Source organism: Oceanisphaera marina, assembly GCF_014643915.1.
Classification (GTDB): Bacteria; Pseudomonadota; Gammaproteobacteria; order Enterobacterales; family Aeromonadaceae; genus Oceanimonas; species Oceanimonas marina.
Genome location: NZ_BMKE01000021.1, coordinates 26,852 through 40,544, shown reverse-complemented (window position 1 = coordinate 40,544; position 13,693 = coordinate 26,852). Strand labels below are relative to the sequence as shown.

General features: G+C 54.6%; 10 protein-coding genes. All 10 read left to right on the top strand.

The annotated features are described in order from the left end of the window. Nucleotides 1-171 precede the first annotated feature (171 nt). The 10 genes from bamA to IEW52_RS12300 all read left to right on the top strand — a co-directional run bounded on the left by bamA (nt 172) and on the right by IEW52_RS12300 (nt 13,417). Complete coding sequence (gene bamA, locus IEW52_RS12345; protein ID WP_373286232.1) at nt 172-2,646, top strand: outer membrane protein assembly factor BamA; 2,475 nt, start codon at nt 172-174, stop codon at nt 2,644-2,646. A 473-nt stretch (nt 2,647-3,119) separates the two neighbouring features. Beyond that, complete coding sequence (locus IEW52_RS12340; RefSeq protein WP_188630380.1) at nt 3,120-3,623, top strand: OmpH/Skp family outer membrane protein; 504 nt, start codon at nt 3,120-3,122, stop codon at nt 3,621-3,623. Nucleotides 3,624-3,635: 12 nt separating this feature from the next. Beyond that, nucleotides 3,636-4,658: a UDP-3-O-(3-hydroxymyristoyl)glucosamine N-acyltransferase gene (gene lpxD, locus IEW52_RS12335; protein ID WP_188630379.1), complete on the top strand. Its 1,023-nt coding sequence runs from the start codon at nt 3,636-3,638 to the stop codon at nt 4,656-4,658. A gap of 34 nt (nt 4,659-4,692) precedes the next feature. Then, a complete protein-coding gene (fabZ, locus tag IEW52_RS12330; protein WP_188630400.1) occupies nt 4,693-5,154 on the top strand; it encodes a 3-hydroxyacyl-ACP dehydratase FabZ in 462 nt (153 codons plus the stop codon). Between the two features lie 2 nt (nt 5,155-5,156). Then, on the top strand, nt 5,157-5,948 hold the full coding sequence (gene lpxA, locus IEW52_RS12325) for an acyl-ACP--UDP-N-acetylglucosamine O-acyltransferase (RefSeq protein ID WP_188630378.1): 792 nt from the start codon (nt 5,157-5,159) through the stop codon (nt 5,946-5,948). Next, nucleotides 5,941-7,161 (top strand): lipid-A-disaccharide synthase, encoded by a 1,221-nt coding sequence (lpxB, locus tag IEW52_RS12320; protein WP_188630377.1) that lies wholly within the window; start codon nt 5,941-5,943, stop codon nt 7,159-7,161. Before lpxA ends, lpxB begins: the two co-directional genes overlap by 8 nt. Continuing rightward, the gene (gene rnhB / locus IEW52_RS12315) at nt 7,161-7,769 is read left to right on the top strand and encodes a ribonuclease HII (protein ID WP_188630376.1); all 609 of its coding nucleotides are present in this window, start codon (nt 7,161-7,163) and stop codon (nt 7,767-7,769) included. The genes lpxB and rnhB overlap by 1 nt, the downstream gene beginning before the upstream one ends. After that, nucleotides 7,766-11,233: a DNA polymerase III subunit alpha gene (dnaE, locus tag IEW52_RS12310; protein WP_188630375.1), complete on the top strand. Its 3,468-nt coding sequence runs from the start codon at nt 7,766-7,768 to the stop codon at nt 11,231-11,233. The genes rnhB and dnaE overlap by 4 nt, the downstream gene beginning before the upstream one ends. Nucleotides 11,234-11,246: 13 nt before the next feature. Then, complete coding sequence (gene accA / locus IEW52_RS12305; RefSeq protein WP_188630374.1) at nt 11,247-12,197, top strand: acetyl-CoA carboxylase carboxyl transferase subunit alpha; 951 nt, start codon at nt 11,247-11,249, stop codon at nt 12,195-12,197. A 470-nt stretch (nt 12,198-12,667) separates the two neighbouring features. Continuing rightward, complete coding sequence (locus IEW52_RS12300; protein ID WP_229667932.1) at nt 12,668-13,417, top strand: M48 family metalloprotease; 750 nt, start codon at nt 12,668-12,670, stop codon at nt 13,415-13,417. Nucleotides 13,418-13,693: the final 276 nt, after the last annotated feature.

Below are 13,693 nucleotides of genomic sequence, written 5' to 3'. Positions count from 1 at the left end.
CCGGTGTATTTTGGTAGGGTCGAATTCATTCGACCCTACGATTGATAATGATCTAGCCGTGAGGTGTGAAACGTAAGGCGTCGGGTTGACCACTTTACTCTTTACGCTTCACCCTTCACTCGCTTTCCCGAGTTTAGTTTATAAAATTACTTACAAGGATAGAGTCAGACCATGTCAGTTAAAGAAAGGGCAAAAAACCAAAAGGCGGTGAAGACCCCCGCTTTTACCAATACGCTGGTGGCTACCTGTTTGCTGGGGGCCAGTATGATGGCCCAGGCTCAGAGCGGTATGACTCCGTTTGTGGTGCAGGACATTCAGGTTAATGGCTTGCAACGGGTGACTCTGGGCGCCACCTTGCTCAGCCTGCCGGTGCGGGTGGGTGAAGAAGTAGACGCCGAGCGTCTGTCGGCGGCCATCAAGAGTCTGTATGCCTCCGGTAACTTCGAAGACGTACAATTACTGCGCGACAACGGCATTTTAGTGGTGCAGGTGACCGAGCGGCCCACCATTGCCGGCATCAGCTTCAGCGGCAATAAAGAAATAAAAGAAGAGCAACTTAACCAGAGCCTGGAAGGCGCCGGCGTGCGGGTGGGGGAGCCTCTGGATCGTACGACTCTCAGCTCGCTTGAAAAAGGCCTGGAAGACTTCTATTACGGTGTGGGCAAATACTCGGCCAAGGTGAAGGCGGTATTAACGCCGTTGCCGCGTAACCGGGTTGATTTGAAGTTTGAATTTGTGGAAGGCGCCGCCGCCGAAATCAAGCAAATCAACATTGTGGGCAACAAGGCGTTCAGTGAAGAGCAGTTGTTGTCTCAGCTTGAACTGTCCGACAGCGTACCCTGGTGGAACTTTATGGGCGACCAGCGCTACCAAAAGCAAAAGCTGGCCGGCGATATTGAAACCCTGCGTTCCTACTATCGTGACCGAGGTTATTTGAAAGCCGAAGTCAGCTCGACTCAAGTCGCCATGTCTCCCGACAAGGAAGGCGTGTATATCACCCTGAACGTGAGCGAAGGCGAGCGTTATACCGTATCCGGTGTTAACTTGCGCGGTAACCTGGTGGATCGACGGTCTGAACTGGAAGCCCTGGTCCCCCTGCAGGCGGGCGATTTGTATTCCGCCGCCGACGTGGCCCACATGGAAGAAGTGCTGTCCAAGTTTCTGGGCCGTTTTGGCTATGCCTACCCCAAGGTGTCGACCTTTCCGCAAATAGACGAAGCCAGCAAAAAAGTCGAGTTGGTGGTGAATATCGATCCGGGCAGCCGGGTGTATGTGCGCCGCATCAATTTTGGCGGCAACATCATCACCAAAGATGAAGTGCTGCGCCGCGAAATGCGCCAGATGGAAGGGGCCAGCCTGTCCAGCGAAGACATAGAGCAGTCGCGTACTCGCTTGAACCGTCTGGGTTATTTTGAAACCGTTGAAGTGGAAACCCGCCGTGTGCCGGGCGAAGCGGATCTAGTGGATCTGGATGTTAACGTTAAAGAACAACCCGCCGGCTCCATCAACTTTGGTGTGGGTTTTGGTACCGATTCGGGTTTCAGCATTCAGGCCGGTTTGCAGCAGGAGAACTTCCTGGGTACCGGTAACCGGGTGGGCATCAATTCCCAGATGAACGACTACTCGAAAGATGTTTCTCTGGATTATACCGATCCGTATTTTACCGTGGATGGTGTGAGCCTGGGTGGACGTATTTATTATCGTCAGTTTGATGCCCGAGACGCCAACATAGCCGACTACGACAGCACCTTGTACGGCGTACGCGCATTAAGCGGTTTTCCGGTTAACGAAGATAACCGACTCAACTTCAGTGTGGGTTACGAGCACAATACCCTGGGCAAGCCCAGTGACAGCTATGAACAGCTGAATGATTTTTGGGCGTTACATGGCGACAAGGTGGCGGGCAGCAACGAAATCAGCTTCGATACCTTTGATATTACCGCCGGTTGGACTCGTAATACCCTGAACCGGGGTTACTTCCCGACTGCGGGTGATCGCCAGAATCTGTCGCTTAAAGTGACGGTGCCGGGCTCGGATTTGCAGTATTACAAAACCAGCTTCGACGATGCCCATTACTTCCCGCTGGACCGCGAGCACAACTGGGTGCTGGCCGGCAAGTTCCGCGCCTCTTACGGTGATGGTTATGGCGATACGGACTCGGGCGCACAGCGTCTGCCGTTCTTTGAAAACTATTATGCCGGTGGCTTTAATACCCTGCGTGGTTTCAAGAGCAACTCGGTAGGCCCGCGGGCTGTTTATAACGATGGTACGCCAGGTAATCCTGATTATCGTGGTGACGACAGCACCATAGGCGGCAACGCCCTGGTGGCGGCGTCCGCCGAACTGATAGTGCCGACGCCGTTTGCCGGTGAAGATCTGCAGCGTTCGTTGCGTACCAGTGTATTCATGGATGTAGGTACGGTATGGAACACCAACTATTCGGCCGACTACGCCGGCAACTGTGCCAGCAACTGTGACCTGATTTATGACTTTGGTGATCCGTCCAACATCCGTGCCTCGGCAGGTGTGAGCATGCAGTGGCTGTCACCTCTGGGCCCGCTGGTGTTCTCGTTGGCGGCACCGCTGAAAGAAGTAGAAGGCGATCAAACCGAAATATTCAACTTCAATATCGGTAGAACGTTTTAAAAATTCGTGAAGGGTAAAGAGTGAAGGGAGAAGCGAACAAGCCAACCCCGAACTTGCAGGAGCGGCGTTTTAGCCGTCATCCTGACGAACGCCAGGATCTCGGTGTTTTTGTAGGGTGCCGCTTTAGCTGGCACTCCCGCCTCGGCGGGATTTAAAAATACATCCTGCTAACGCAGGACCGGCAGCTGAAGCGCCGAACTACAGGGTTGGGTGTGTTTTTGTAGGGTGCCGCTTTAGCTGGCACTCCCGCCTTAGCGGGATTTACAATAAATCCTGCTAACGCAGGACCGGCAGCTGAAGCGCCGAACTACAGGGTTGGGTGTGTTTTTGTAGGGTCGGCTTATTTTAAGCAAGAGTATTCGACCTCTGTGAATAGTGAATAGGGCGACATAACACCGAACCTGTGGATTAGGTGGCTTGTTCTCTTCACGCTTTACCTTCACTCCTCACATTGATTTAAAAGGAGAATAACTTTGAAACAGATGATTAAAGTGTTTGGTGTATTGGCTCTCATGATGAGCGCGGGTATGGCCTATGCGCAGAATACCAAGATTGCCGTGGTCGACACGGCGGCGGTATTTCAGAAAATGCCCCAGCGCGAACAGGTTGCCAACAAACTGAAAGGCGAGTTCAGCAGCCGGGTTAAAGAAGTGCAAAAGCTGGAAGCGGACGGTCGCACCTTCATTGAAAAGCAGCAAAAAGACATGGCATTCATGAACGATCAGCAAAAAGCCGATGCCCAGAAAAAGCTGAACGAAATGCAGAGTACCTATGTGCAAAAACGTCGCACCCTGGAAGAAGATCAGGCGCGTCGTGAGCACGAAGAACGCCAAAAAATGTTAAAGCGTATTCAAGGTGCCATTAACGACATTACCCAGTCACAAGGTATCGATCTGGTTATTGAGCGCGGCGCCGTTATTCATGTTTCACCCAGCCTCGATATCACCCAGCAGGTGATCAGTCGGGTTAGCAAGTAAGAGCTTTTGGTTATGACAATCACGTTACAAGAACTGGCACAGCTTCTGAATGCAGACCTTAAGGGTGATGCAAGCGTTGTTATTCGCCGTGTAAACACCCTGGATAAAGCCGGACCGGATGAAGTGGCTTTTCTGACGGACGACAAATATCACCATCTGCTTGAAGGGACCAAAGCCGGTGCGGTTATTGTCAAACCAGCCGATCAGGCCTTGTGTCCCGTGCCCAGTCTGGTGATGGACAACCCGTATCTTGGCTTTGCCCTGGCCGCTCAGGCGCTGGATACCACGCCGCAGCCTGCGGTTGATATTCATCCCAGCGCCGTGATCGCCGACGATGCCGTGTTGGGCCAGGGAGTCGCCATTGGTGCCAATGCCGTTATCGAGTCGGGCGTGACGCTGGGCGATGGGGTGGTGATTGGCTCGGGGTGTTTTATCGGCAAAAACGCCAGCCTGGGGGCTCGCAGCCGGTTATGGGCCAATGTGAGTATTTATCACAGAGTCACCCTGGGAGAGGACTGTCTGGTACAATCGGGGTCCGTGATTGGTGCTGATGGCTTTGGCTATGCCAACAACAAGGGCGAATGGGTCAAGATCCCGCAGCTGGGTGCCGTTGTTATTGGTAATCGGGTCGAAATTGGCGCCTGCACCACCATAGACCGCGGCGCCCTGGGTGATACCTGCATCGCCGATAACGTGATTATCGATAATCAGTGTCAGATTGCCCACAACGTCAACATTGGCTATGGCACCGCCGTGGCCGGTGGCACCGTAATGGCGGGTAGTCTAAAAGTCGGTAAATATTGTATTATTGGCGGCGCCGTTGTGATCAACGGCCACATAGAGATTTGTGATGGGGTGACGATCACCGGCATGAGCATGGTCATGCGACCCATCACAGAGCCAGGCATCTACTCTTCCGGTATTCCGTTGCAGCCAAACAAAGAATGGCGTAAAACGGCGGCTCGGGTAATGCGCATCGATGATATGCACAAGCGGTTGAACCGGCTTGAAAAGCAGTCAGACAAAAAAAATTAAGTACAATTGGTAGGGTTACATTTTGAATAACGAACTGAATACAGAACAGAATCAGTTGGATATCCAGGAAATTCTGGAACTGTTGCCGCACCGCTACCCGTTTTTGATGGTAGACAAGGTGGCACATTATGAAATTAGCCCTGAGCGCAAGACCCTGAGAGGCATCAAGAACGTGTCTTTCAATGAGCCTATGTTTACCGGTCATTTTCCGGGTAAACCTGTTTTTCCGGGTGTGTTGATCCTGGAAGCCATGGCCCAGGCCACCGGCATTCTGGCCTTTAAAATGGTGGGCAAACCCAAGCCCGGCGAACTGTATTATTTTGCCTCTATTGATAACGCCCGTTTCAAGCGTCCGGTCGTGCCAGGAGATCAACTGGTGCTGGATGTGGTCTATCTTAAAGAGCGTCGTGGTATCGCCAAGTTTACCGGTGTGGCCACCGTAGACGGCGAGGTAGTGTGTACCGCGGAACTGATGTGTGCCAAACGCGAGGGCTGAGTGTGAGCGAACAAAGTGCAAAGATTCATGAAACCGCCATTGTTCATCCGGATGCCAAAATAGGCAAGGGGGTCGAAATAGGCCCCTGGACGCTGATTGGTGCCGAGGTCGAAATCGGCGACGACTGCTGGATTGGTCCTCATGTGGTGATCAAGGGGCCAACTCGTATTGGTAAGCGCAATCATATCTTTCAGTTTTGCTCGATAGGGGAAGACTGCCAGGATAAGAAATACGCCGGCGAGCGCACCATACTTGAAATTGGCGACGATAACGTGATTCGTGAGTCTTGCACTTTTCACCGTGGCACCAGCCAAGATGAAAGCCTGACCCGAGTCGGCAGCCGTAACCTGTTTATGGTGAACGTGCATGTGGCTCATGATTGTCGTATTGGCGATGACTGTATTTTTGCCAATAACGCCACTCTGGCCGGCCACGTACATATTGGCTCGCACGTGATTTTTGGTGGCCATGCGGCGATTCACCAGTTTGGTCGTGTGGGCAGCCACGCCTTTATTGCCGGCTGTGCCGCCCTTAATAAAGACGTGCCGCCCTATGTGATGGCAGCCGGCCTGTATGCCAAGCCGTTCGGTGTGAACTCCGAAGGTTTGCGCCGTCGTGGTTTTTCGCCCGAGGCGATTTCGGCCATCAAGAAGGCCTACAAGATCATCTTCCGAAGCGGTAAAACCGTGGCCGATGTGATCCCCGAGCTGGAAGCGTTGAACAAGCAGCAGCCGGAAGTGGGCGTGATGATCGAGTTTTTGCAGCAAAACGAGCGCGGTATTATTCGTGCCTGAGTCTCAGTCACCCGACCGGGCTCAGGTTGATCCACGCCCGTTGCGCATCGGGTTGGTCGCCGGTGAGGTGTCGGGCGACACCCTGGGTGCCGGCCTGATCCGCGAACTGCGCCAGCGTCATCCCAATGCCATATTCGAAGGTATTGCCGGACCACAGATGGTGGCCGAAGGCTGCAACGCCTTGTTCGAGATGGACGAACTGTCGGTCATGGGCCTGGTGGAAGTACTGGGCCGACTGCCGCGTATTTTGAGCATTCGCAAACAGATTGCCCGCCATTTTCTGGATAACCCGCCGGATGTGTTCGTGGGCATAGATGCGCCTGACTTCAATATCGATCTTGAGCTTAAACTGCGCAAGTCCGGTATTGCCACCCTGCATTATGTGAGTCCCTCCGTGTGGGCCTGGCGACAAAATCGCATTCATAAAATAAAGAAGGCCACCGACATGGTGCTGGCCTTCTTGCCGTTTGAAAAAGCCTTTTACGATCGGTTTGACGCCCCGTGCCGCTTTATTGGGCATACCCTGGCCGATCAAATGCCCCTGGTACCCGACACCCAGGGTGCCCGCGAGCGGTTAGGGCTAAAGGCCGATGGCCATTACATGGCGCTGTTGCCCGGCAGCCGTCACGCCGAAGTGACCTTGCTCAGCCCCGTGTATCTGGAAGCCTGCAAGCAGCTTAAAGTGCGCCACCCCGACCTTGAGTTTGTGGTGCCACTGGTGAACCCCAAGCGCCGCGCAGAGTTTCTGGCCATTAAAGAGCTGGTGGCACCGCATCTGGACATCATTTTGATTGAAGGCCAGGGCCGTGAGGTGATGACGGCGGCGGATATTATTCTGCTGGCCTCGGGCACCGCTACCCTGGAAGCCATGCTGGCGAAAAAGCCGATGGTGGTGGGGTACAGATTCAAGCCGCTGAGTTATTGGCTGGCCAACAAGCTGGTGCATACCGCCTATGCCTCTTTGCCCAATCTGCTGGCGGACCATATGCTGGTGCCGGAGCTGATTCAGCACGAATGCACGCCAGACCATATAGTGGATGAAGTGAGCAAGCTGATTGACTTTGACACCAGCGAGCTGCTTGCCGAATTTACCCGGTTGCATAAAAAAATTCGCTGCAACGCCGATGAACAGGCGGCGATGGCGGTGCTGGAGCTGGCTGAGCGGCCGTTGGCTAATCGATCTGTGACAAACCGATCCGTGGCAAACAAGTAATGCTGGAAATTGTATATCCCCAAGGGGTGTTGGTGGCAGGCGTAGACGAAGTGGGCCGTGGCCCGCTGGTCGGCGACGTAGTGACTGCGGCCGTTATTCTGGACCCCAAACATCCCATTGCCGGCCTGGGTGACTCCAAGGTGTTGAGCGACAAGAAGCGCCAGTTATTGGCACCCTTGATACGCGAACACGCCCTGGCCTGGGCTATTGGCCGTTGTTCGCCCGCCGAAATCGACGAGCTGAATATATTGCACGCCACCATGCTAGCCATGAGCCGTGCCGTGGCGGCCTTGAGCGTGCAGCCCGGCTTTGTGTTTATTGACGGTAATCGTTGCCCGTCTTTGCCTATGCCCGCCCAGGCGGTGGTCAAAGGCGACAGCCGGGTGGCCGAAATCAGCGCCGCCTCCATTCTGGCCAAGGTAGCCCGCGATCAAGACATGATAGAGCTGGACGCATTGCATCCCCAATACGGCTTTGCCCAGCATAAAGGCTACCCCACCAAGGCGCATTTTGCCGCGCTGGCGCAGCATGGGGTGTTGCCGGAATATCGGCGCAGCTTCAAGCCGGTGGCAGCCCAGCTGTTGTTAAGCGGGGAGATCGCTAAATGACCACGGCCTTTGTTCACCTGCGGGTACACTCCGACTTTTCCATGGTGGATGGGGTGGCCAAAATTGGCCCCATTAACCAGCGCGCCCAGGAATTGGGCTATCCGGCGCTGGCGCTGACCGATCAAATGAACCTGTGCGGTCTGGTGCGCTTTTATGGTGACGCCCATCGCAAGGGGCTAAAGCCGCTGGTGGGTACCGACGTTTGGGTGCAAAGCGATGAGCTGGGCGATCAGGTGTTTCGCCTGACGCTACTGGCCATGAACAACGACGGCTATCAAAGTATTACCCGCATTATTTCTGCCGCCTACGAGCGAGGCCATGTACAGCACAGGCCGCTGGTCGACAAGGCGTGGTTGGCCGAATTCAACGACGGCATTATTGTGTTGTCGGGTGGGCGTGAAGGCGATGTGGGCATGGGTCTGCTAAAGGGCAACGAGGCGCTGGTCAATGAGTGCCTGGCCTTTTATCAGCAGCACTTTGCCGATCGTTATTATCTGGAATTGCAGCGTACCCTGCGGCCCGACGAAGAAACCTATCTGCACATGGCGGTGGCGCTGGCCGAGCGCGAGCAGCTGCCCGTGGTGGCGACCAACGAGGTGGTCTTTCTCGATAAAAGCGACTTTGATGCCCACGAAATTCGGGTGGCCATTCATGACGGCTTTACTCTGGATGATAAACGCCGGCCGCGGCGGTTCAGCCCCGAGCAATATTTAAAAAGCCCGGCCGAAATGGCCGAACTGTTCAGTGATATTCCCGAAGCGCTGGAAAACAGCGTGGAAATTGCCAAGCGCTGCAACGTTACCGTGCGGCTGGGCGAATATTTCCTGCCGGATTTTCCTACCGGCGACATGAGCATTGAAGACTTTCTGGTTAAGTGCTCGGAGAAGGGACTGGAAGAGCGACTGGAGTTCCTGTTCCCTGACCCGGCGGTGCGCGAAGCCAAACGCCCCGAGTACGACGAGCGACTGGCAATAGAGCTGGGCGTGATCAACCAGATGGGCTTTCCCGGTTATTTTTTGATCGTGATGGAGTTTATTCAGTGGTCGAAGGATAACGGCATTCCCGTGGGGCCGGGGCGGGGCTCGGGTGCCGGCTCTTTGGTAGCCTATGCGCTGAAGATTACTGATCTGGATCCTCTGGAATTCGACTTGCTGTTCGAGCGTTTTTTGAACCCCGAGCGGGTGTCGATGCCCGATTTTGATATCGACTTCTGCATGGACCGCCGTGACGAGGTTATTGATCACGTAGCCGAACTGTACGGCCGTGATGCGGTGAGTCAGATCATCACCTTTGGTACCATGGCCGCCAAGGCGGTGATACGGGATGTGGGCCGGGTGCTGGGCCACCCCTATGGTTTTGTGGATCGCATTTCCAAGCTGATCCCGCCGGACCCGGGCATGACGCTGGCCAAGGCCTTTGAAGTCGAGCCCAAGCTACCCGAGCTGTACGACCAGGATGAGGAAGTACAGGCGCTGATCGACATGGCGCGCAAGCTGGAAGGCGTGACCCGTAACGCCGGCAAGCACGCCGGCGGCGTGGTAATAGCCCCCACTCGCATTACCGATTTTTCGCCACTGTATTGTGATGAACATGGTAACAACCCGGTTACCCAGTTTGATAAAAACGACGTAGAAGAAGCGGGCCTGGTCAAGTTCGACTTTCTGGGGCTGCGCACCCTGACCATTATCGACTGGGCGCTGGGCATGGTGAATCCCAGACTGGCCAAAGAAGGCAAGCCACCGGTCGATATTGCCGCCATTCCCATGGATGATCCCGCCTCGTTCAAGGTGTTGAAGCGCTTTGAAACTACCGCGGTATTCCAGCTGGAATCCCGCGGCATGAAGGATTTGATCAAGCGGCTGCAGCCCGACTGCTTTGAAGACATGATCGCCCTGGTGGCCTTGTTCCGCCCGGGGCCGCTGCAGTCGGGCATGGTGGATAACTTTATCGACCGCAAGCATGGCCGCGAGGCGGTGTCTTACCCCGATGAAACCTGGCAGCACGAGTCTCTTAAAGTTACTCTGGAGCCCACCTACGGCATTATTCTGTATCAAGAACAGGTAATGCAGATTGCGCAGATCCTGGCGGGGTATTCGCTGGGTGGCGCCGACTTGTTACGTCGTGCCATGGGTAAGAAAAAGCCCGAAGAAATGGCCAAGCAGCGCGCCGGTTTTGAAGAAGGTGCCAAAGCCAACGGCATCGACGGCGAGTTGGCGATGAAAATCTTCGACCTGGTGGAAAAGTTTGCCGGTTACGGCTTTAACAAATCCCACTCCGCCGCCTATGCGTTGGTGTCGTATCAAACCCTGTGGCTGAAAACCCATTATCCGGCCGAGTTTATGGCGGCGGTGATGACCGCCGACATGGACAATACCGACAAAGTCGTGACCCTGGTCGATGAATGTCAGCGCATGGGGTTAACCTTGCTGCCGCCGGATGTGAATTCGGGGCGCTATCGGTTTACCGTGAACGAGCAAGGCCATATCGTCTACGGCATTGGTGCCATCAAGGGCGTGGGCGAGGCGCCCATCGACTCGATTCTGGCGGCGCGAGAAGCAGGACCGTTTCGGGATCTGTTCGACTTCTGTAATAGAGTCGACCTGAAAAAGCTCAACAAACGAGTCATGGAAAAGCTGGTGCTGTCTGGCGCCATGGACCAATTGGGCCCGCACCGCGCCTCGCTGATGGCGACCCTGCCCGAAGCCATGAAGGCGGCAGAGCAGCACGCCAAGGCCGAGGCCCTGGGCCAAAGCGATATGTTTGGCGTGCTGGTAGCCGAAGAGCAGACCGAGCATGCGTTTGTGGATGTGCCCGCCTGGCCCGATAAAATATGGCTGGACGGCGAGCGCGACACCCTGGGGCTGTATTTAACCGGGCACCCCATTAACCAGTATGCAAAAGAACTGCGCCATTACACCAGCGGCCGTCTGATTGAATTGCAGGCCACCAGCCGTGATAAAACCACGACCGCGGCGGGCCTGGTGATTGCCGCCCGAGTCATGACCACCAAGCGCGGTAACCGCATGGGCATCATTACCCTGGACGACAGATCCGGCCGATTGGACGTGACCTTGTTCTCGGAGGCGCTGGAACGCTATGAGTCTTTGCTGGAAAAGGATAAAATCCTGGTTATCAGCGGACAGGTCAGCTTTGATGATTTTTCCGGCGGCCTTAAAATGTCGGCACGAGAAGTGCTGGACATCAGTGATGCACGAGAGCGTTTCGCGCGTGGCTTGGCGTTGAATATTAATAAGAGCCAGATTGATCAGCACTTTTTTACCCAATTGCTGGACATACTCACCCCCGTACGGGCGGGAGTGTGTCCTGTTCGAGTGACCTATTATCGACCGGGAGCGCGGGCGCAGCTGATGCTTGGTACCGAGTGGCGGGTAACCCCCACCGACGAGACCTTGGCATCGTTAAAGCAGCTGCTGGGCCCGGATAAAGTCGAACTACTTTTTTGAATAGAGGGGACTTATGAGCCACCATTTTCTGGATTTTGAACAACCGATTGCCGAGCTGCAGGCTCAGATTGAAGAACTTCGCCATGTGAATGAAGGCGACGCCGTCGATCTGGACGAAGAAGTCAGCCGCCTGGAAGTCAAGCGCGATGAGCTGACCAAAAAAGTGTTCAGCAATCTGGGTCCCTGGCAGATTTCGCAGTTGGCTCGCCATCCGCGTCGTCCCCATACCCTGGATTATCTTGAGCATATTTTTGGTGAGTTTGACGAGCTGGCCGGCGATCGTGCCTATGCCGACGACAAAGCCATGGTCGGTGGTGTGGCCCGTATCGACGGTCGCCCTGTGATGGTGATTGGTCAGCAGAAAGGCCGTGAAACCAAAGAAAAAATTCGCCGCAACTTTGGCATGCCACGCCCCGAAGGCTACCGCAAGGCCTTGCGCCTGATGGAAATGGCCGAGCGCTTCAAGATGCCGATTTTAACCTTTATCGACACCCCGGGCGCTTATCCGGGTGTGGGTGCAGAAGAGCGTGGCCAGAGTGAAGCCATTGCCCGTAACCTCAAGGTTATGGCGGGTTTGAAGACGCCCATCATCTGTACCGTTATTGGTGAAGGTGGTTCCGGTGGCGCCCTGGCCATTGGCGTGGGTGACCGCGTTAACATGCTGCAATACTCCACCTACTCGGTGATTTCGCCAGAAGGCTGTGCTTCCATTTTATGGAAGAGTGCCGAAAAAGCCTCGCTGGCCGCCGAAGCCATGGGCATTACCGCCAAGCGGATCCACGAGCTGAAGCTTATCGACAACGTGGTTGAAGAGCCAATGGGCGGTGCTCACGTTAACCCTATGCTGGCTGCCGATTTCCTTAAAGCCCGTCTGTTGAGCGATCTGGCCGATTTGGAACAGCTGGATATGGACACTCTGCTGGAACAGCGCTACCAGCGCCTGATGGGCTACGGTTACTGCTGATCTCTCAGTGAAGAGTAAAGGGTAAAGCGTTAAGTGCAAGAGCATCGAACTCGAGGGTTCGGTGCTTTTTTATTTGTGCCGTCATCCTGACGCACGCCCGGATCTCGCTCTTTTGCAGGGTGCCGCTTTAGTTGGCACTCCTGCCTGGGCGGGATTTAAATCATTTCTGCTAACGCAGAACCGGCAGCTAAAGCGCCGGGCTACAGAGTGCGGTGTTTCGTGGGTTGGGGTTGATGTATTTGTAGGGTGCCGCTTTAGCTGGCACTTCCGCCTGGGCGGAATTTACAATCATTCCTGCTAACGCAGAACCGGCAGCTAAAGCGCCGGGCTACAGGGCAGGGTGTGTTTTTGACGCGTTTTCGTCGCACGCAGTCACCGCTTCGTCTGGCATGATTGACATTGCTCGGGTTAAGCGGGTAAATGATATTTGCGGACTATGAGTGTCATGACGATGGGTTTCAGGAGCGATGATGAAAAAAACGATTATAACCGCCATATTGATGACGGCAGGTTTAAGCGGTTGTGTAGCGAATGATAATGGACAATTATTAAATGCTGGCCTGACTGCACTTAAAGGTGCGACCTTGACCAAAGATCAACTGCAAACTGAAGCCCGACTGGCGGCTCAGCAAATGGACAGCGAGAACAAGCTGGCACCGGCCAGCAATGCCTACAGCAAGCGATTGGCCAAGGTGACACAAGGGCTGACCAGCATAGACGGTACGCCGCTTAACTTCGCCGTTTATCTGGACGACGAGATCAACGCCTTTGCCATGCCGGATGGTTCGGTGCGGGTCTATTCCGGGTTAATGGACGTGATGAAAGACGATGAGTTGATTGCCGTGATTGGCCATGAGGTGGGCCACGTTAAATACGAGCATTCGCTCAGCCAATTTAAAACCGCATATTTGACCAGTGCCGCTCGACAAGCTGCCGCTGCTGCTGGCGGAACCGTCGGTGCTCTGGCATCGTCGGAATACGCCGATATTGGCACCAAGTTCATGAGTGCGCAGTTTTCGCAGAAAGACGAGCTGCAATCCGACGTTTACGGTATAGAAGTATTATGCCAGCTGAATATGGACCCTTATGCGGCCATGCGTGCCCAGCAGGTGTTGATGAGCCAGTCTGGCAACGGTGGCGGAATATTCTCCAGTCACCCGGCTACCGCCAAGCGTATTGAGCTGGCCAGAGACGCCGCCGCAAATTCCAGCTGTCGCTAAAAAGTCGGCAGATGGACGCCGGGATCGGGAAGATAAGCACCCGGCTGATATCGAAATACAAAAACCGCCAGATTGGCGGTTTTTTATTTCCGGGCTTTAAACTCAATAAAGAGTGGAAATTTATTTTCGCCGCCATCCTGACGAAACTCAGTATCTTGTTTGGACGCTGGCGCCTCTTGCAGCAAGAGAGGATAGCCATTCCGAGGCCTTTTTTAGTATTCGTTTTTTATTAGGCATCTGGCTCTTGAATGTCATTTTATTTATATTTCCGTTGTT

Coding starts and splice junctions, on each gene's coding strand:
- dnaE (WP_188630375.1), top strand. CDS start 7,766: ATGACCACGGCCTTTGTTCACCTGCGGGTACACTCCGACTTTTCCATG.
- accA (WP_188630374.1), top strand. CDS start 11,247: ATGAGCCACCATTTTCTGGATTTTGAACAACCGATTGCCGAGCTGCAG.
- IEW52_RS12300 (WP_229667932.1), top strand. CDS start 12,668: ATGAAAAAAACGATTATAACCGCCATATTGATGACGGCAGGTTTAAGC.
- bamA (WP_373286232.1), top strand. CDS start 172: ATGTCAGTTAAAGAAAGGGCAAAAAACCAAAAGGCGGTGAAGACCCCC.
- rnhB (WP_188630376.1), top strand. CDS start 7,161: ATGCTGGAAATTGTATATCCCCAAGGGGTGTTGGTGGCAGGCGTAGAC.
- lpxD (WP_188630379.1), top strand. CDS start 3,636: ATGACAATCACGTTACAAGAACTGGCACAGCTTCTGAATGCAGACCTT.